Annotated in this window: 17 protein-coding genes and 2 other annotated features; of the genes, 5 read left to right on the top strand and 12 right to left on the bottom strand. The window is 41.1% G+C overall.

The genetic code is table 11. From position 1 onward, the window contains the following. Positions 1 to 99: 99 nt before the first annotated feature. The 3 genes from dat to CFS04_RS01490 all read right to left on the bottom strand — a co-directional run bounded on the left by dat (position 100) and on the right by CFS04_RS01490 (position 2960). Complete coding sequence (gene dat / locus CFS04_RS01500) at positions 100 to 972, bottom strand: D-amino-acid transaminase (protein WP_088808834.1); 873 nt, start codon at positions 970 to 972, stop codon at positions 100 to 102. Positions 973 to 1047: 75 nt separating this feature from the next. Then, positions 1048 to 2460 carry a dipeptidase PepV gene (pepV, locus tag CFS04_RS01495; RefSeq protein WP_088808833.1) on the bottom strand — a complete coding sequence of 471 codons (1413 nt, stop codon included), beginning with the start codon at positions 2458 to 2460 and terminating at the stop codon, positions 1048 to 1050. Positions 2461 to 2552: 92 nt separating this feature from the next. Continuing rightward, a complete protein-coding gene (locus CFS04_RS01490; protein WP_088808832.1) occupies positions 2553 to 2960 on the bottom strand; it encodes an NUDIX domain-containing protein in 408 nt (135 codons plus the stop codon). A gap of 106 nt (positions 2961 to 3066) precedes the next feature. Here CFS04_RS01490 and CFS04_RS01485 point away from each other — a divergent pair, with 106 nt between their 5' ends. Together CFS04_RS01485 and CFS04_RS01480 are read left to right on the top strand one after the other, a co-directional pair. Continuing rightward, the gene (locus CFS04_RS01485) at positions 3067 to 3897 is read left to right on the top strand and encodes an NAD(P)H-hydrate dehydratase (RefSeq protein ID WP_088808831.1); all 831 of its coding nucleotides are present in this window, start codon (positions 3067 to 3069) and stop codon (positions 3895 to 3897) included. A gap of 67 nt (positions 3898 to 3964) precedes the next feature. Continuing rightward, positions 3965 to 4486, top strand: a complete 522-nt coding sequence (locus tag CFS04_RS01480; RefSeq protein ID WP_088808830.1) for a topology modulation protein — start codon at positions 3965 to 3967, stop codon at positions 4484 to 4486. Positions 4487 to 4503: 17 nt separating this feature from the next. Here the strand turns inward: CFS04_RS01480 and CFS04_RS01475 are convergent, their stop codons facing one another. From CFS04_RS01475 to trpE, 9 genes are all read right to left on the bottom strand, one after another. Continuing rightward, positions 4504 to 6117: a polysaccharide biosynthesis protein gene (locus CFS04_RS01475; RefSeq protein ID WP_088808829.1), complete on the bottom strand. Its 1614-nt coding sequence runs from the start codon at positions 6115 to 6117 to the stop codon at positions 4504 to 4506. Positions 6118 to 6289: 172 nt separating this feature from the next. After that, complete coding sequence (locus CFS04_RS01470) at positions 6290 to 6715, bottom strand: hypothetical protein (protein WP_088808828.1); 426 nt, start codon at positions 6713 to 6715, stop codon at positions 6290 to 6292. Positions 6716 to 6773: 58 nt separating this feature from the next. Next, positions 6774 to 7541, bottom strand: a complete 768-nt coding sequence (gene trpA, locus CFS04_RS01465; RefSeq protein WP_088808827.1) for a tryptophan synthase subunit alpha — start codon at positions 7539 to 7541, stop codon at positions 6774 to 6776. After that, entirely contained in the window at positions 7538 to 8737 is a 1200-nt protein-coding gene (gene trpB / locus CFS04_RS01460; RefSeq protein ID WP_088808826.1) for a tryptophan synthase subunit beta, read from the bottom strand. The genes trpA and trpB overlap by 4 nt, the downstream gene beginning before the upstream one ends. Further along, a complete protein-coding gene (locus CFS04_RS01455; protein WP_088808825.1) occupies positions 8715 to 9344 on the bottom strand; it encodes a phosphoribosylanthranilate isomerase in 630 nt (209 codons plus the stop codon). The genes trpB and CFS04_RS01455 overlap by 23 nt, the downstream gene beginning before the upstream one ends. After that, the gene (trpC, locus tag CFS04_RS01450) at positions 9341 to 10105 is read right to left on the bottom strand and encodes an indole-3-glycerol phosphate synthase TrpC (RefSeq protein WP_088808824.1); all 765 of its coding nucleotides are present in this window, start codon (positions 10103 to 10105) and stop codon (positions 9341 to 9343) included. The genes CFS04_RS01455 and trpC overlap by 4 nt, the downstream gene beginning before the upstream one ends. Beyond that, entirely contained in the window at positions 10102 to 11121 is a 1020-nt protein-coding gene (gene trpD, locus CFS04_RS01445; RefSeq protein ID WP_088808823.1) for an anthranilate phosphoribosyltransferase, read from the bottom strand. Before trpD ends, trpC begins: the two co-directional genes overlap by 4 nt. Further along, complete coding sequence (locus tag CFS04_RS01440) at positions 11114 to 11704, bottom strand: aminodeoxychorismate/anthranilate synthase component II (protein ID WP_088808822.1); 591 nt, start codon at positions 11702 to 11704, stop codon at positions 11114 to 11116. The genes trpD and CFS04_RS01440 overlap by 8 nt, the downstream gene beginning before the upstream one ends. Then, positions 11701 to 13059 (bottom strand): anthranilate synthase component I, encoded by a 1359-nt coding sequence (gene trpE, locus CFS04_RS01435; protein WP_088808821.1) that lies wholly within the window; start codon positions 13057 to 13059, stop codon positions 11701 to 11703. The genes CFS04_RS01440 and trpE overlap by 4 nt, the downstream gene beginning before the upstream one ends. A gap of 53 nt (positions 13060 to 13112) precedes the next feature. Continuing rightward, positions 13113 to 13323 (bottom strand) — a binding site (T-box leader). 41 nt (positions 13324 to 13364) lie between these two features. Further along, positions 13365 to 13614 (bottom strand) — a binding site (T-box leader). 313 nt (positions 13615 to 13927) lie between these two features. Here trpE and adhE point away from each other — a divergent pair. From adhE to CFS04_RS01420, 3 genes are all read left to right on the top strand, one after another. Then, positions 13928 to 16528 (top strand): bifunctional acetaldehyde-CoA/alcohol dehydrogenase, encoded by a 2601-nt coding sequence (gene adhE, locus CFS04_RS01430; RefSeq protein ID WP_088808820.1) that lies wholly within the window; start codon positions 13928 to 13930, stop codon positions 16526 to 16528. Positions 16529 to 16753: 225 nt separating this feature from the next. Beyond that, positions 16754 to 17668, top strand: coding sequence for an ABC transporter ATP-binding protein (locus CFS04_RS01425; protein ID WP_088808819.1), 915 nt, complete (start codon positions 16754 to 16756; stop codon positions 17666 to 17668). Beyond that, positions 17668 to 18720: an ABC transporter permease subunit gene (locus tag CFS04_RS01420; RefSeq protein WP_088808818.1), complete on the top strand. Its 1053-nt coding sequence runs from the start codon at positions 17668 to 17670 to the stop codon at positions 18718 to 18720. The genes CFS04_RS01425 and CFS04_RS01420 overlap by 1 nt, the downstream gene beginning before the upstream one ends. Positions 18721 to 18797: the final 77 nt, after the last annotated feature.

The raw sequence follows: 18797 nt of genomic DNA, 5'->3' as shown, positions 1-18797 counted from the left end.
CCCCAAGAGAAAGCGTTATCAATCCTTATATACGAGCGCTTAGGCCATATATGTAATTTTTTACATATAAAAAACAGGGAGTGTTCCTCCCTGTCATAATTAAATATTTTCTTTCACAAAAGCGCCGCAAGCTGCGACAATTTCTTCTTCAAATAATTGATGTAATTGTGCTGTAAGCGGTCCACGTTCTCCGTTTCCAATGACTGTTTCATCAATTTTTGTGATGGGGGTTACTTCAAGCGTTGTACTCGAAATGAAAACTTCGTCGGCATTCAATAATTCTTGTACTGTAAAATCGCGTTCTTCATAAGGGATTGCCCCTTTTTCTGCGGCTTTTAAAATCACTTGTCTTGTAATCCCGTTTAAAATTAAATTATCCGCGGCATGCGTAATTAATGTACCATCTTTAATAATTGAAACATTGGAAGCTGAACATTCTGTGACTAAATCACCACGATGGAGAATAGCTTCTAGCGCCCCTTTTTGATGGGCTTTATTTTTGGCTAAAATATTGCCAAGTAAGCTAATGCTCTTAATATCACAGCGTAACCAGCGTACATCTTCTTCCGTTATTGCCGTTCCGCCAGTGACAAATTGTGCTTCATTTCGTGGCACTTCTCGGGCTGCTGCCGTCAAAATTCCTTCAAGGGGAAACTCGTCGGGAATAATATGGTTTCTCGGTTGCTGTATGCCTCGTGTTACTTGTAAGTATACATTTCCTGTCGAAATTTGATTTGCTTTTGCAAGCTCTAAAAGAGAATTATAGAGCTTTTCTTTAGGGAAAGGAATGACTAAATCAATTTTTGACGCACTCGCATATAAGCGATCAATATGTTCTTCGGCGGTGAAAAATTTCCCGTTATACATACGTACCACTTCATAAACACCGTCACCAAATTGATACCCGCGGTCCTCAATATCAACGTAGGCATCTTCTCGGTCTACGATTTTATCTCCAACTAATACTTTCAAGTAACTCACTCCTTTATTAAAGTAAAAGCTGCCACGAAACTAACGCAGCAGCTAGAATTTTTTCAATTATACTCCTTATTTTGCTAATTTGTAAAGAGCTTCAGCGTAAATAGCTGTCGCTTTTAATAAATCATCAAAATAGCTAAACTCATCTTTTTGGTGCATTGTGTCTTCACGTCCTGGGAAGAGAGCTCCAAATGCGACACCTGTTTCTAAATGGCGCGCGTAAGTCCCACCACCAATAGCAAGAAGAGTTGCTTCTTCGCCTGTTTGGTTCGTGTATACTTCTTGCAGCGTTTGAATAAGCGGGTGGTCTTGTGGTACGAACAATGGTTTGGAATCATCATAGTGCGTATAGCGACCGTTATATTCAAATACAACTGTTTCCATCTTCGTTTTAAGACGGTCCATGTTTGCTGTTACTGGATAGCGGAAGTTAAGACCATAACGTCCACCTTCCTCTAAGCTGTAGCGAATGATGCCGACGTTCATCGTCAAGTCGCCACTTTCTTTATCTTCATAGTTGATACCAAGTTTAACTGCGCGCGAATCATTGTATAAATAATCGCGACCGAACGTGACAAAATCATTTGCCGTTCCAGTCAACTCGAATTTACCTAAAAAGGCAACTAGGTGGAGTCCTGCATTGACGCCGTTATTCGGTTCCATCGCATGCGCAGATTTACCTACAACGGAAAGTGTAACGGACTTCGCACTCACGTCAAATTCCCCTGTTACATCATGGCTTGAAAGGAAATTATGAAATTCTTGTTTTAACAAATCAACGTCTTTTACTTCTTGTAAAACAGCACTCGCATGATCTGGCACCATATTATAACGCGCACCTGATTCAAAGCTTACCAATTGGAAAGCTTGATAACTGTCTGATTTGCTGTCTTTAAACGAAACGTCAAGTTCAGAAATCCCTTTTTCAGCATGAATGATTGGGAACTCAGCATCTGGAACGAACGCGACAGTCGGCTGTTCTTCTGTTTCAAAATAACGCTCAACACAGCTCATACCACTTTCTTCATCTGAACCCACAATAATGCGAATTCTTTTTGAAATCGGTAAATCTAACTCTTTTAAGATTTTTAGTGCATAATAACCGGCAATTGTTGGTCCTTTATCGTCGGCTACGCCGCGCGCATAAAGTTTGCCATCTTTCAGTACTGGTTCAAAAGGTCCATTTGTCCAGCCATCTCCAACTGGTACGACGTCAACATGTCCAAGAACACCAACAAGTTCATCGCCTGCTCCGTACTCAATATGTCCAGCAACATTGCCTACTTCTTTTGTTGTAAAACCATCTTTTTCACCTAAAGCAATCATATAATCTAGTGCTTGTTTTACATCTGGTCCAAAAGGAGCTTCAGTGGTTGCTTTTGCGTCATCACGTACACTTGGAATCCGGAGTAGCCCTTCTAAATCCTTTAAGAAAGCGTCTTTTCTACTTTCTACTTCTTTTTGCCAATTGATTTCCGTCATTTTCTTCATTCCTTCCAAAATAAACTCTGCACTACCATTGTAAACCCTTTTTCCTACATAAGAAAGTAGAAACCTAGGTTTTCATAAAATAATTACATGATCCCTTTTATCGCATCAAAATCCCAACGATTCATTCGCGAACTAAAGACAACATCTAAATCTTCTATACCCGCTTTTGAAAGCGGCAACCATTTGTAAGCTTTATGTTCATCCGACAAGTTAATTTCGCCGTCATTTGGCATTGACACTAAGTAAATCACGCCTGTAATTTGGTAATCTGTATGAAAAAATTCCCACGTATCATACAAAATAAATGGTTGTACTTGTAAAGCTGTTTCTTCATAAACCTCACGAAAAAGACATTCAGCATGCGTTTCACCGTAGTTCATTCTCCCTCCTGGTAAATCGTATACCTCTTCTTCTTGCTCCGATCGTTTTAAAGCTAAAAAATGCCCGTCCTGTACGATAACGGCTTTTACGGCTGGAAATACAGGTTTCATTTTACAAACACCCCTATCCTTCGATAAAATTAAAATAAATTATCCGCCACCTATTTTATCTTCTTTGGCGAATAAAATCCAATTTTTATAAAAGGATGTGGCATTTATGAAAAAAATAACGCCAAAAGCGATTTGCAGCTTTATTCCAAAACGTGAAGATGAAGGATATAAAAATCAATACGGCAAAGTTCTCATAGTTGCTGGCAACGAAATGTACGGCGGAGCAGCCATTCTAGCAGCAGAGGGAAGCGTGTATAGCGGCGCTGGATTAACAACACTCGCCTCGCACCGCGTCAATCGTTCTAGTTTACATAGCCGCTTACCAGAATGCATGTTTTTAGATTACGCAAAATTAGTTGAATTAAAACGCTTGTTGCCAACTTTTGATACCATTCTAATTGGTCCGGGACTTGGTCTTGATGATGAAGCGTATACGCTAATGGAATTTATATTACAACATGCTGAAAATCACCAAAACATCATTATTGATGGTGACGGGATTACACTTTATGCGAAAGGCAATTTACCTAAAACAAATTGCGCGCTTTATTTCACTCCACATGCTGGTGAATGGGAGCGCTTAAAAAAACTGGCACCCCAAGACGAAGCGACACCAGATGAAGTTCGCCATTCACTTGACGCCACGATTGTTTTAAAAGGGCATCGAACGAAAGTGCTGACTGCGGAGGAAAATTGGCAAAATATATACGGTTCGCCTGCCATGGCGACTGGTGGAATGGGCGATACGCTAAGTGGTATCATTGCCGGTTTGATGAAACAAACGACCATACCGCTACACGGTGTTTTAGCTGGCGTTTTCTTCCATAGTTATATTGGCGATATTTTAGCGAAAAAAAACTTCGTTGTGCTTCCGACGCAAATTTCACGAGAGCTACCAACTTATTTGAAGATTTTTAGCGAAATGCAAGATGAATAAGAAAATTGACAGTTGTGCTGTAAAATGAGAGAATAGCTATCCATTTCAGCACTGATTGGGGGAAAATATGTATCGCATTAACATTATTGGTCCTTCTGGGGCCGGAAAATCAACATTGGCTAGAGAACTTGGTTATGCGCTCGAAATTCCCGTTATTCACTTAGATACTTTATTTTGCAAGCCTAACTGGGAGCCTATTCCTAAAGATGAATTTCTGAAACAAGTGGAAGAACTCACCTCCTTAGCGGAAAACTGGATTATCGAAGGCAATTATACGGATACATGGAAAACAAGATTTCCGCCGTCCAATTGCATCATCTTTTTAGATTATCCGAGGCGCATTTATTTTTTTCGCGTCCTAAAACGGTTAATTCAAAATTATGGCAAAACGCGACCAGATGCTGCAATTGGTTGTCCAGAACGACTAGACGGCGAATTTTTGAAATTCGTTTGGGATTTTCCGAAAAGACGCAATGAGCTTCTCAAGCGGCTTAAGCAAGAAACAACACCTGTGAAAATTTTCAAATCACCTAAGGAAATCTCTGCTTTTCTAAAAAAAAGTAAAAGAAAAACGCCTTGCATGATGTAAGCAAGACGTTTTTTCTTTTATTTAATGCCTAATTTTTGGCGCAATCTCGTTCCTCGTGGGCCAAATAATTTATCTGCAAGATGCAATTTAAAGGCAAGATAGGCATATACAACAGCTCCGATACCGCCGCAAATGATGACTAAAATAGTGGCAGTCATTTTGTGGTCCGGACTTAAAACGAATGATAGTGGGAAGTAGACTGCTAAAACGGCTGCCGACATGATGAGCGTTAAAAAGATAAATAGAATCACCCTTCGGAAGACAAGTCCGAATGAAAAACGCACGTATTTTTTAATAATAATGAGCATGAATACGCATGAAACGGCATAGCCGATACCAGTTGCTAGAATGGAACCTTTCGCTTCCCAAAGCATGATAAGCGGCATTTGTAAGACTGATTTTGCGAGCAGGCCGAGAAGTAATCCTAAAACGGTGAAACGCTGTTCGTCAATCCCTTGAAGAACCGCAGCTGTTACTCCGAATAAGGAAAATAAGACGGCGATTGGCGCAAAAAATTGCAGCAAGTCAGTCCCTACTTCATTCGCTTTAAAGAAAACCGTAAATAAAGGTCTTGCAAGTAAAGCGATACCGATGCAAGCTGGAATGGTTAAAAAGAGCAAGATTTGGAAGACATCATTTAATTGGCGTTTTACTTGTTCTTTTTCGTTGCGTACGTAAGCGGCTGTTACGAGTGGAACGAGCGCCATGGAGAAGGCTATCGCGAGCGTTCCGGGAATCATGATTAATTTTTGAACGTCGAAGTTAATAACCGCCACATATTCTTTTACTTGGTTGGCTGTTACGCCGATATATTGTAAAACTCGCCCCATCGTAAACTGATCGATTAATTGGTAAAGTGAAGTGGCTGAGCCAACAATGATAAAAGGAATCGCCGATAAAATGATTTGTTTATATAAGGTTGGAATCGATACTTTAAGCTCATTTCGGCTGTCTACTAACATGCGGTCAAGCCCAGGTTTACGTTTAAAGTAATACCAAACTAATAGGGCAAAACTAGCTAGCGCACCGACAAAGGCAGAAAACGTCGCCATACTAATGGCTGTTACGATACTGCCATCTAATACGTAAAGTACTACAAATGTGCTGGCAAGCAAGAACAAAATGCGCACAAGTTGTTCGACGACTTGCGATACTGCAGACGGTCCCATGGAATTGTATCCTTGGAAAAAACCGCGAAGTAAGCTCATGACTGGAATGATAAGAAGAGCAAAACTAACTGCTCGAATGACTTGGATACCATCTGCCAGACTGTAGCCACCTTCTAGCTGTTGTAAGCTAGCAAGAAATGGTGCAAGTGAGTACATTGCGATGAAGCAAATAATACCTGAAACAATCATTAGATAAATCCCCGTTCGGAACAAGCGGCGACCAATTTCATATTCTTCCATCGCATTATATTTCGCTATGTATTTTGCAACAGCAAGTGGAATCCCAGCAGTTGCCACACTTAAAAACAATTGGTACGGGACATAACCAAAGTTGTAAAGAAGCATCGGATCGTCGCCCCCGACAATCGCGTAAAAAGGTATGACATACAAAATCCCGAGCACCTTGGAAAGAAGCGTACCAAGTGTCAGGATAAACGTTCCTCTAAGCAGTTTTGAACCCATCTTCAAACTTCCTTTACTAAAAATTAGAATATTCTTCAAACAGATGACAGGTATTGCCAACCGTTTAGTCTCTTGTTAACTTTACCACTTTATTCTCCAAAAAAAAAGAACAAACTTAAAAAGAACTGTAAGTAGCAAGCTAAAGCCCTTTTTCAAAGTTCATTCCTTTTATTCATTCTACCTTCTCGCTCATTCCCTTACGCAGTGAAGAAATCGCAATCACGCTGAGTAGAATTAACATTCCCGGTATAAGTAAACTGCTCAAATTAAATCCGCCATTCACCATGCCAAGAATGATAGAAAGAATCATGAATACAATATAAAACATATAGAGTCTTACACGAACGAGAAGCCCTTTTCTTAAACGGCGATACGCAAGCAAGAATAAAACCGAAAAAAGCACGAAAAAGATCACGTTGATTGACGTATTCACAAGTGCCGTACGAATCACTGCTTGCGTCAGCTTTAATTCTTCCTGATTAGGAATCACGAGCACCACTGTGACTAAGCCTACGATCGCAAGAATCGCTTGCAAAATGGAAACAAGCGCAATAATAATCGTTGTCGTTTTTGCTTGTTTTAAATAAATTTCAGGCATACAAACACCACGCTTTCTCACTGACTTTACCATACCGCAAGCGACCCGTCAAACCGAGCTAAACCTCACTGACTTTGGTTAAAAAATCAGCCAATTCCGCGTGCTTCGCCTCATGAAGGAGCGACACAATTTTACTCCCGATGACAACCCCGTCCGCGACTTGCATAAATTGTTCGACATGTTCCACTTTTGATACACCGAAGCCAGCTAAAACAGGAATGTCCGTTTGCGCTTTTAAGTTTTGCAAATGAGAGCCAATATTTTCTCCAAACGTTTGTCTTGTTCCTGTCGTTCCGTTCACCGTTACAGCATAAATGAAGCCTTCTGCATCTTTTACAATCTGCTCGATTCGCTGTTTGGAACTAGTTAAGGAAACGAGTGGCACGAGGGCGATATCTGCATCGTCAAGGTATGGCGTCAGTAAATCTTGATGCTCATACGGCAAATCGGGAATGATTAAGCCTTTTACGTTTGTTCCGCGCAAACTTTCGATAAATGTCGGGACACCAATTTGGAAGATGGGATTAAAATAGGTCATCATGACGAGTGGCACGTTTGATTGTGTGTGTTGCAGCGTCTTCACAATGTCTCTTAAGCTTATTTGCTCGTTTAAAGCGCGTAGTCCCGCTTGCTGAATAATTGGTCCGTCTGCAACTGGGTCGGAAAACGGTATACCAATTTCGATGGCAGCGACTCCGTTTTCCTCCAAAAAAGAAATGGTTTCAGGTAATGTATCGAGTCCACCGTCCCCCGCCATAATGTAGGGCACAATAAGTGGTTTATGTTGAGCTTTTCGTTCGTTTAGTACGCGCGTCAAAGTTTTCATTCTGCTTCCCCCTTTAATCTCGCCTTCATTTGATCGACATCTTTGTCCCCGCGGCCTGACAAACAAACGATGATGCTTGCATCTTTTGGAAGCGTCTTTGCAAGTTTAACGGCATAACTAATTGCATGGGAACTTTCTAACGCGGGAATAATCCCTTCTGTTTGGCAAAGTAGCTGGAATGCTTGAACCGCTTCATCATCAGTAACGGACGTATAGCTCGCTCTCCCCAATTGATTAAAATAAGAATGTTCCGGTCCAATCCCTGGATAATCTAATCCGGCAGAAATCGAAAAGGCTTCTAAAATTTGGCCATTTTCATCTTGCAACACGTCCATCATCGCACCGTGTAGCACCCCTTTTTTCCCGTTTGTAATCGATGCAGCTTGGAAATTTGTTTCTAATCCTAATCCCGCGGCCTCAACGCCAATCATTGCGACAGCTTCATCTGCCACAAATGGATAGAATAATCCCATGGCGTTACTGCCGCCGCCAACACAGGCTACGACTGCATCTGGCAGTTTTCCTTCTGCCGCTAAATGTTGCGCTCGCGCTTCTTTTCCGATGACACTTTGGAAATCGCGAACAATTTGCGGAAAAGGGTGCGGTCCGAGCACAGAACCCATAATATAATGTGTATCCTCAATGTGTTCCACCCAGTAACGTAACGTTTCATTCACCGCATCTTTTAGCGTTCTACTCCCAGAAGTGACGCTCACGACTTTCGCACCTAGAAGCTCCATGCGAAACACGTTTAGTGACTGCCTTTTAATATCCTCCTCGCCCATAAAAATGGTGCATTCCATATTGAACAACGCTGCAACCGTTGCCGTTGCAACACCATGTTGACCCGCTCCTGTTTCTGCGACCACCTTTTTCTTGCCCATCGACTTCGCAAGGAGCGCCTGCCCAATCGTATTGTTGATTTTATGCGCACCCGTGTGATTCAAATCTTCACGCTTCAAATAAATTTTCGCCCCGCCAGCATAATCCGTTAGTTGTTGGGCTAAATAAAGCGGCGTTTCGCGCCCCACATATTGTTTTAAATAATCCGCCAGTTCTTCCTTAAATTCCTTCGTTTCAGACAGCTTTTGATACGCTTCTTCTAATTCTAAAACCGCACGCATCAGTGATTCTGGAACGAAGCGTCCGCCGTAACTCCCGTAAAAACCTTTTTCATTCGGTGCATCGTAGTGCATGATTATCCGCTCCTTTTGCATGTTTAATAAATGCTTTGATTTTCATTTGGTCTTTCACATCATTTGTTTCTACGCCAGACGAAACATCCACGCCAAACGGCTCGAAAATTTGAATGGCTTCTGTGACGTTTTGCGGGTTTAGCCCGCCGGCAATGATAAGGCGGCTTTTTGGCAAATCGCCCATACCTATTTTCTCCCAATCAAAGGTCTCGCCTGAACCGCCTTCAAATTCTTTAGGTGGTGCATCGAGCAAAATTAGGCTATCCTGATACGCAGAAACATCGCCAATTATTTCGCCGTCCCGCACTTTAAAAGCCTTGATTGTTGGGCCAACTTTCGCCGCAAATTCCGGTGTCTCACTCCCGTGAAGTTGAACGATATCAAGCGGCACATTTTCTTTTAAAAATAAAACTTCCTCCAAATCAGGATTCACAAAAACGCCTACTTTTAAAACATTATCTGGTAAGACTGCTGCCATTTTGCGTGCTTCTTCGACTTGCACTTGGCGCTTGCTTTTAGCGAAAACGAAGCCGATCATGTCTGCCCCCATTTCGGCTGCGAATTTCGCATCAGCTACTGTTTTCAAACCACAAATCTTCACTTTCATCGCAGAACACGCAACCTTTCTGCTGCCTCGCGCGGATTTTTTTCACGCATTAACGCTTCGCCAACGAGAACAGCACGATAATTTTTCCGCACGCGCTGAACGTCTTCTGCCGTCTTAAATCCTGATTCACTTATATAAAATGCGGATTGATTGACCATTTCTTTTGCAAGTGATTCACTCACCGCAATATCTACTTCAAAGGTACTTAAATTTCGATTATTCACACCAATTAATTTAGCGCCTATCCACTCAGCAATTTTTAATTCCTCGAGGTCATGCACTTCAACAAGTGGCAACAAGCCGATTTCAACAGCCTTTTCATATAAGCTTTTAAGTTGTGGCTCACTAAGCGCCGCCACAATAAGTAAAATAACTGACGCACCGCAATTTTTCGCACGAATCATCTGCTTTTCACTAATAATAAAGTCTTTGCATAAAACGGGGACAGAAACCGCCTGCGCAACAGCTTGTAAATCCGCCATGGAACCTTTAAAAAAGATTTCATCTGTTAGAACAGAAATGAGACCAGCACCCGCTTGCTCATAGGCTTTTGCTTGCTTAACTGGGTCCACGTTCAAATTAATCGCTCCCTTAGACGGCGAAGCTCGCTTCACTTCTGCAATTAGTTGCATTCTTTCAGGATTGTTCGCTAAAAACGTTAGAAAATTTGGCTTGTCAGGCTGAACTTGCAGCACTTGTTCTTCCATTTTCGCCACTTCTTTGCGTTTTTCCATTAATATTTTATCTAAAAATGTTGTCATCCTACTAAAACCTCCTTTTGTGCAGCTAACAATTCCTGCAATTTGTACTTCGCTTCACCGCTTGCAACAATTTTTCGAGCCATGAGAACACCCTCTTCTATCGTCGTGACTTTCCCGTACGCATAAAAACCAAGTCCTGCATTCAGTAAAACCGTATCCAAACAAGGTCCTTCTTCATTGTCTAAAACACGTGTTAAAATTTGGCTATTTCGTTTCGCATCGCCACCTTGAATTTGTTCACGCGTCGTCTTTTTTAATCCCACATCATCAGGCGAAAACGTCAACTCTTGGAGGCTTCCGTCCGCATACACGGCGATATGATTTTCCCCAAGTAAAGTGGCTTCGTCCATATAACCCGCGCCATTGACTACAACCGCACGCTTGCGGCCAAGTTTTCCGAGTGCTAGTGCGGTTTCGCGTAAAAGATCTCGCCGGTAACTCCCCATGAGCTGCGCCTCGAGTGGTACGGGATTCGTCATCGGTCCAATTAAGTTGAAAATGGTCGGTGTTTTAAGTGTTTGGCGGACGTGCATCACGTATTTCATTGCGGGATGAATGTTTGGCGCAAACAAGAAGGCGATTCCGACATTTTCGAGGAGATAAGCCATTTTGTCAGGCGTTAAAGCAATTTCAATACCTAGCTCCGAACAAACATCAGCGCTTCCAGAGCGACTCGATACACTACGATTGCCGTGTTTGGCCATTTTGATTCCCCCTGCCGCAAGTACAAATGCGCTTGTTGTACTAATGTTAAATGTATTCGATTTATCTCCACCTGTGCCGCAATTGTCCATCGCATCGCCTTTTGCGTACGGGATTTTCATAGCCAATTTTTGCATAGTGCTTGCTAAACCGGAAATTTCATCTAGTGTCTCGCCTTTTATTTTCAAAGCCATTAAGACTGCGGAAATTTCAATCTCGGATAGTTTTCCTTGGAGCATGTCTGTCGCTAAACTGCTCATTTCTAGTTCTGACAAATTTTCTTTCGCGTATAATTTTTCCATCGTCCTATCCATTTTTCACTCCACCTTCCTTTTTTGTAATTTCAATAAAATTCCCAATAATCTGTTTTCCAAAAGGCGTGCCAATTGATTCAGGGTGGAATTGCAAACCGAACACCGGCTTACCGCGAACTTGCATCGCCATCATTTCCTTGTCATCAAGTGCTTCCCCAAGCGAGCAAAGTTCTGCACCCAAACTGTTTTTTTGAACAATTAGTGAGTGATAGCGCATTACTTCAAACGTTGTTGGCAAGCCTTGAAATAGTTCCGATTCGGCGCATGTCATCTGCGAAATTTTCCCGTGGCGAATTTCATTTGCTTGGCTGACATTCGCGCCAAAAACCTCACCAATTGCCTGATGCCCTAGACAAATTCCTAAAATCGGCGTTTCATTCGCCTTCTTCTGAATAAGCGCTTCTAAATTTCCAGCAGCAGAAGGTTTTCCCGGTCCCGGTGATAAAATAATGCCACTCGCCATCTCTGCACGTTGGAACAAGTTGTCCGCATCATTTCGAATAACTTCAACTTCGGCAAACTCCTGAATAAATTGCGCCAAGTTATACGTGAACGAATCATAATTATCGACCAAAAGAATCATTTTCCCACCTCCAGTAACGCTTTTGCCTTTTGTAACGTTTCATCATATTCACTTTCTGGGTCAGAATCATAAACAATACCAGCCCCCGCTTGAACATAAACATGCTCTTTATGGATGACCGCCATCCGAATAGCAAGCGCAAAATCGGCGTTTCCCCGTTTCGTCACATAGCCTACCGCACCACCGTACGGGCCACGTTTCACATCTTCCCATTCATAAAGTCGCTGCATCGCTCGAATTTTCGGGGCACCGCTTACGGTTCCAGCAGGCAAAACAGATTTCAGAGCATCAAAAGCATGCAATTCCGGCAATAGTCGTCCTTCCACAACAGATACGAGATGCATCACGAAACGATAGCGTTCGATAGTTAAATAGATGGGAACTGAAACGGAGCCGACCGAGCTCACACGCCCGATATCATTTCTCCCCAAGTCGACCAACATACGGTGCTCTGCAAGCTCTTTTTCATCAGCCAACAGTTCGGCGGCTAACATTTTATCTTCAGCTGCTGACTGACCTCGTTTTCTAGTGCCAGCAATTGGATTGGTTTGCACAAAGTCGCCGTTTACGCTAACTAAGCTTTCTGGCGATGAACCAATTAGCTTCGTTTCTCCAAAGTCGATAAAAAATAAATACGGAGATGGATTAAGGAGGCGGAGCTTGCGATAAAACGAAAAGGCATCGCCCGTGAACTTTGCTTCGAGCCGCTGCGACAAGACAACTTGGAAAAAGTCCCCCGCTTCAATAAATGCTTTCGCACGCGCTACTTTTTCCATAAATGCTGCCTTCTCAAGTCGACTTTTAAAGGCGAACGATTCAAGCCGAGCCGGATCTGCTTCCCCTTTTTTGGGGGTGAAAATTTCATGTTCCAAGTCTACAAGCGCCGCCTGCAATTCCGTGTCCTCACGCTTAGAATAGGCATTATCCTCAACTAGCGTCAAGCGCTCCAATTTATGATCATAAATGACGTAGGAATCGTATAAAAAGAAGTGCGCATCTGGCAGGTTTAAATCATCGCATTTTGGTTCTCCGATATTTTCATAAAGGCGCACCATATCATAGCCAACATAACCAATGGCCCCTGCTTCAAATGGAAGTGGTAATTTTTCTCTTTCCATAAATACAATTTGTTCGTACAATTTTTCAAGCGGATCTTCTGCCAATGTTTCGATGCCGTCCAAAATGAACGTGTTGCCAAAAATTTGAATTTCATGTACGGGATTAAACGCGATAATCGAATATCTGCCTGCCTCAGCATCTTTTGCCGTCCCTTCCAGCAAGCTTTTATTTTTTCCACTTAATCGCTTATAAATTAGCGGAATCGTCAATGTATCTGCTTCAATTGTTTTTTGCATCACACATCTCTCCTTTTTCAAAATAAAAAGCCCTCTAAAGAACAAATTGTCCTTTAGAGGGCGAACGTGTCGCGGTACCACCTCTTGTTTAAGAAAATGCTTTCTTAATCTCTTGTTTTTAACGGTAACAAACCGTCAATCCCTACTATTAGTTCAAGATTGAACGCGCAAGGCCCATTCCTTTATTTTTCCAGACAAGCTTCCACCAACCGCTTGCTCTCTATACTTTCCGAATAAAGTACTCTTCCTGCTTCGTGCTTTTTCATATAAAACGAAAAGGGTCTCCCGTCCATGTCTAATTACTAGACAAGGACGGAAGACCCGTGGTGCCACCTTGATTAACTTAAAAATTTAAGTTCACTTTATTCCATCTGCCAAAAGCTAAATGGTGCCTTGTATAACGATAAGGCTTAATCGCTAAATCCTACTTGGTTACCCCGTTCAGTTTAGAGCTAGAAAGTCCATTCACACTAATCATTGTTACCGGCTCACACCAACCGCAGGCTCTCTTGAAACAATTTTTTAGGTTACTTACTCTTTCATTCACGCTGTTATTTTAAGTTGTTCTCATCTTAACAAAATTAAATTTAAATTGCAAGCCTAATTTTTCATTCCCCTTTTTTTCTAAAACAAAAGAACCAGAAAACGCTTTCGAAATAGACCTTAAGACTTAATTTTAATATTTTGTGAATCTTTTCACGTGAAACTATTTACAAACTTTTTATGCTGAGGTATACTAACGGTGTAATCAAGTCACACCTTAAAAAAGCTGGTAAAAGTCGACTGCCAAATTTTTTTAAACACATAGGGACGTTTTAAGTCTTTGTTGGACATTTTAAGTCCCTTATAATTCTAGGAGGTTGTAAATATGGCAATTAAAGAAGAAGCTACTCGCGAAGTTTTAGAAGTTCAAAAAGTGATTGATAAGTTAGCAAACAACGGTGCAGAAGCGCTAAAAGCCTTTGAAAATTACACGCAGGAACAAATTGATTCCATCGTGCATGCAATGGCTGTTGCAGGACTTGACCAACATATGCCACTTGCAAAAATGGCTGTAGAAGAAACTGGTCGTGGATTATATGAAGATAAATGTATCAAAAATATTTTCGCAACGGAATATATTTGGAATAACATTAAAGCAAATAAAACGGTAGGCATCATTAACGAAGATAAACAAACTGGTGTTATCGAAATTGCTGAGCCAGTTGGCGTTGTTGCTGGTGTTACACCCGTAACCAATCCAACTTCAACAACTTTATTTAAAGCGATTATTGCCATTAAAACGCGTAATCCTATTATCTTTGCTTTCCACCCAAGTGCTCAAAAATGTTCGTCTGAAGCGGCACGTGTCGTATATGAAGCAGCTGTAAAAGCTGGCGCACCTGAAAACTGTATTCAATGGGTTGAAAAGCCATCTCTTGAGTCAACAAAACAACTTATGAATCATGATAAAGTTGCATTAGTTCTTGCTACAGGTGGAGCTGGAATGGTTAAATCCGCTTACTCAACTGGTAAACCGGCACTAGGCGTTGGTCCTGGTAACGTTCCTGCTTACATCGATAAAACAGCAAAAATTAAACGCGCTGTTAACGACATCATTCTTTCTAAATCATTTGACCAAGGTATGATTTGTGCGTCTGAGCAAGCTGTCATCGTTGACAAAGAAATTGTGAAAGAAGTGAAAGAAGAATTCGCTGCTAACGATTGCTATTTTGTAAAAGGCGCTGAATTCAAAAAACTTGAAAGCTATGTTATCAACCCTGAAAAAGGCACATTAAACCCTGACGTTGTTGGTAAATCCCCTGCTTGGATTGCTGAACAAGCTGGCTTTAAAGTTCCAGAAACAACGAAAATTTTAATCGCTGAAATTAAAGGCGTGGGTGATAAATATCCGCTTTCTCATGAAAAATTAAGCCCAGTTCTTGCTTTCATTGAAGCGAAAAATCAAGCAGAAGCTTTCGACCGCGCAGAAGAAATGCTTGAATATGGCGGTTTAGGTCACTCAGCTGTTATTCATTCAACAGATAGTGAAGCGCAAAAACAATTTGGTATTCGTATGAAAGCTTGCCGTATTATCGTGAATGCACCATCTGCTCAAGGCGGTATCGGAGACATTTATAACGGCTTTATCCCTTCCCTTACACTTGGATGTGGTTCTTACGGTAAAAACTCTGTTTCGCAAAACGTTAGTGCAACGAACCTTTTAAATGTAAAGCGTATCGCAGATCGGAGAAATAATATGCAATGGTTTAAATTACCACCGAAAGTATTCTTTGAAAAATATTCCACGCAATACTTGCAAAAAATGGAAGGTTTAAATCGCGTATTTATCGTGACTGACCCTGGAATGGTACAATTTAAGTACGTTGACGTTGTTATCGACCACTTAAAACGTCGTTCAAACGATGTGGATTATCAAGTGTTTGCTGACGTTGAACCAGATCCGTCTGATGTCACCGTTTATAAAGGTGCAGAACTTATGAAAGACTTTAAACCAGATTGCATTATCGCGCTCGGTGGTGGTTCCGCTATGGACGCGGCAAAAGGTATGTGGTTGTTTTATGAGCATCCTGAAGCTTCGTTCTTTGGCTTAAAACAAAAATTCTTGGATATTCGTAAACGTACGTTCAAATACCCTAAACTTGGGGAAAAAGCTAAATTTGTTGCTATCCCAACTACAAGTGGTACTGGATCTGAAGTAACGCCATTTGCAGTTATTACTGACAAAGAAAACAACATTAAATATCCGCTTGCTGATTATGAACTTACGCCAGATGTTGCTATTGTTGATGCACAGTATGTCACAACTGTTCCAGCACACATCACAGCTGATACTGGTATGGACGTGTTAACGCATGCTATTGAGTCTTACGTTTCTGTTATGGCAAGCGACTATACACGTGGTTTATCCATTCAAGCGATTGAATTAGTGTTCGCCAACTTACGCGATTCTGTTCTTAAAGGGGATGAGGATGCACGTGAGAAAATGCATAATGCCTCTGCCCTAGCTGGTATGGCTTTTGCGAATGCATTCCTTGGAATCAACCATAGTTTAGCACATAAAATCGGACCGGAATTCCACATTCCACACGGTCGTGCGAACGCTATCTTAATGCCACACGTTATTCGCTACAATGCGCTTAAACCTAGAAAACATGCTTTATTCCCTAAATATGAAAGCTTTACTGCTGACGAAGATTATGCTCGCATTGCTCGTATTCTTGGATTAAAAGCGAATACTGCGGCAGAAGGCGTTGCTTCCCTTGTTGATGCCATCATTAAGTTAGGTAAAGACATCGGAATTGATATGAGTCTTAAAGGACAAAATGTTGATAAGAAACAATTTGATGCCGTTGTAGACACATTAGCTGATCGCGCCTTTATGGACCAATGTACAACAGCGAATCCAAAACAACCTCTTGTCAGCGAATTGAAACAAATTTATGTTGAAGCTTACAAAGGCGTTTAATGAAGACTCGCTCCCACCTTTAAAGAAATGAGTAGCGTAGATTGTTATCTTCATTCCCCAATATACAATCTCTAAAAACAACTTGCATGTAAGTATGCCAAGCTTACATAGCAAGTTGTTTTTTTCTACACCTAAAGACCTAATCGATGACCAATCTATAGATTCATGTTAATTGTGTAGATTTTGTGTATACTGATTATATTCTGTGAAAAAGGAAGTGAGCAAATGCCTGAAACGGTGTTACAACTTGAAAATATCTCGAAAAAAATTGGCAAAAAAGAAATCATACATAACATTAGTTTTGAAATTGAAAAAGGGGAAGTTTTCGGTTTACTTGGACCAAATGGTGCAGGAAAAACAACGATTATTCGCTCCATCGTTGGGTTAATCTCGAAAACAAATGGGCAAGTTTCCATCTGCGGGGTCAATTTAGACGAAAACTTCAAAGAAGCCATTCAAAATATTGGGGCTATCATTGAAAATCCTGAATTTTACATGTATATGTCTGGCTGGAAAAATTTAAAGCAATTTGCGCGTATGAGTCGAAAAGATATTTCAGATGAGGAAATTAGCGCGATTGTGGAAAAAGTAAAATTGAGTCATGCGATTCATAATAAAGTTAGAACGTATTCTCTTGGTATGCGCCAGCGTCTTGGCGTTGCACAAGCTTTAATTCATGAACCTGCCCTACTCATTCTCGATGAACCAACAAATGGGCTTGACCCACAAGGCATGGCGGAATTTCGAACGCTGATTAAAGAACTCGCTGCAAATGGCACTTCTGTTTTAATTTCAAGTCATCTCTTAGCTGAAATTCAACAAATTACGGATCGCTTTGCCATTATTGACAAAGGGCATCTGACGCACATTGAGAAAATGACAGATTTAACTGCGGATAAAACGTTAAAAGTCACACTTGAGGTTTCAGACGGCGCTAGCGCTAAGCTCGTATTAGACACGCTTGACCTCGAAATCATTGAACAAAGAGAGAATCAGTTTGTGTTAAATGTGACGCGCGAAGTCCTTCCAGAAATCGCCCGCGCACTTATCCGGGCTAATTTGGACATTCTTGAATTATCCAAAGTTCAATTCTCACTCGAAGATCGCTTCTTAGCACTTACAAACGGGGGGGAAATCTAATGCGTTTAATTCAAAACGAGTTTCAAAAATTATTTCTAAAAAAATCAAGTTGGAGTATGCAAATTATTCTTGTTGTTCTGATTTTCTTGATGACTATGTTGATGTTCACGATTTCAAGAACAGACGGTGTGGAAGAAAAGCTGCAACCACAAGGAATTACATCTTATTATAATGCGGACGGACAACCTATTTCAGAAGATGACTACTGGAACGCACAAAATGAGAATAAAGCAACTGGTTATACAGAAAAGGTCCTTTCTCCTAAAGATTCTGTCGCTGCTTTAAAAGTTTCAAAGGAAGCAGCTCCAAAAGAAGATCAGGAAAACATCCAAAAACAAATAGATTATTATCAAGTTTATGCTGATGAAGGTAAAATACCAATGTCATCTGTAAGTTCTATGACTGGTGCAGAATTTTTTGCAAGTCTTGGTACTATGAATATGATTGCGAGCATTCTAGTTGCTGTCATAGCAAGTATGATCGTTGCTTCCGAATTTTCGGGTGGAACAATTAAATTGCTTTTAGCTCGGCCTTACTCACGAAGTCAAATTCTTGCATCTAAGCTTGCGGTTGTCATTCTGTATGCTGTGATTACGAGCATTGTGCTATTTATTTCTGCATTCTTATTCTCATTCATTTTGCCTAGCGGGGCGTATCTCATGCCAGTATCACCAGATTCTGGGGCATTAAATGCGTTGCAATCTGCGCTACTTCTGCTCGGCTCTAATTTTATTATGATGATTGTTTATGCAAGTATTGCCTTCTTGTTCTCAGCCGTTGTTCGCTCTCAAGCACTTGCTGTTGGTGTAAGTTTAGGGGTATTGTTCTCTGGTTCTATTCTTTCAGCCCTCTTACCAATCGCAATCGAAAAATATGACTGGTTGAAATGGCTTATATTTAACTTGTTAAACTTGAACAGTGCTGTTACTGGAAACCCCATCGCTGGAGATTTAGCGATTTGGCAAATCATTTCGGGGCTTGCAGTCTATGTGCTGATATTTCTTGGCATCAGCTTTTATTTCTTTAGAAAACGAGATGTCGCACTTAGTTAATCTAAATTTGAAACGACAATAAAAAGAAGCATAATTCCAGAAAAACCATTTTTGAAAATGGTACTATTCCTGGATTT

Source organism: Listeria sp. ILCC796 (assembly GCF_900186175.1).
In the GTDB taxonomy this organism is placed as follows: domain Bacteria; phylum Bacillota; class Bacilli; order Lactobacillales; family Listeriaceae; genus Listeria; species Listeria goaensis.
Note: the sequence above shows the minus strand (reverse complement) of the source record. Positions and strands in the feature narration are given on the sequence as shown.

Bases quoted from the DNA above. Each gene is read 5' to 3' on its own strand.
- trpE (WP_088808821.1), bottom strand. From the start codon at position 13,059: ATGCAAAAAACAATTGAAGCAGATACATTGACGATTCCGCTAATTTAT.
- trpC (WP_088808824.1), bottom strand. From the start codon at position 10,105: ATGACAACATTTTTAGATAAAATATTAATGGAAAAACGCAAAGAAGTG.
- adhE (WP_088808820.1), top strand. From the start codon at position 13,928: ATGGCAATTAAAGAAGAAGCTACTCGCGAAGTTTTAGAAGTTCAAAAA.
- trpB (WP_088808826.1), bottom strand. From the start codon at position 8,737: ATGCACTACGATGCACCGAATGAAAAAGGTTTTTACGGGAGTTACGGC.
- CFS04_RS01440 (WP_088808822.1), bottom strand. From the start codon at position 11,704: ATGATTCTTTTGGTCGATAATTATGATTCGTTCACGTATAACTTGGCG.
- trpA (WP_088808827.1), bottom strand. From the start codon at position 7,541: ATGAAAACTTTGACGCGCGTACTAAACGAACGAAAAGCTCAACATAAA.
- CFS04_RS01480 (WP_088808830.1), top strand. From the start codon at position 3,965: ATGTATCGCATTAACATTATTGGTCCTTCTGGGGCCGGAAAATCAACA.
- trpD (WP_088808823.1), bottom strand. From the start codon at position 11,121: ATGGATAGGACGATGGAAAAATTATACGCGAAAGAAAATTTGTCAGAA.
- CFS04_RS01485 (WP_088808831.1), top strand. From the start codon at position 3,067: ATGAAAAAAATAACGCCAAAAGCGATTTGCAGCTTTATTCCAAAACGT.
- CFS04_RS01470 (WP_088808828.1), bottom strand. From the start codon at position 6,715: ATGCCTGAAATTTATTTAAAACAAGCAAAAACGACAACGATTATTATT.
- CFS04_RS01490 (WP_088808832.1), bottom strand. From the start codon at position 2,960: ATGAAACCTGTATTTCCAGCCGTAAAAGCCGTTATCGTACAGGACGGG.
- CFS04_RS01455 (WP_088808825.1), bottom strand. From the start codon at position 9,344: ATGAAAGTGAAGATTTGTGGTTTGAAAACAGTAGCTGATGCGAAATTC.
- CFS04_RS01420 (WP_088808818.1), top strand. From the start codon at position 17,668: ATGCGTTTAATTCAAAACGAGTTTCAAAAATTATTTCTAAAAAAATCA.
- CFS04_RS01425 (WP_088808819.1), top strand. From the start codon at position 16,754: ATGCCTGAAACGGTGTTACAACTTGAAAATATCTCGAAAAAAATTGGC.
- CFS04_RS01475 (WP_088808829.1), bottom strand. From the start codon at position 6,117: ATGGGTTCAAAACTGCTTAGAGGAACGTTTATCCTGACACTTGGTACG.
- pepV (WP_088808833.1), bottom strand. From the start codon at position 2,460: ATGACGGAAATCAATTGGCAAAAAGAAGTAGAAAGTAGAAAAGACGCT.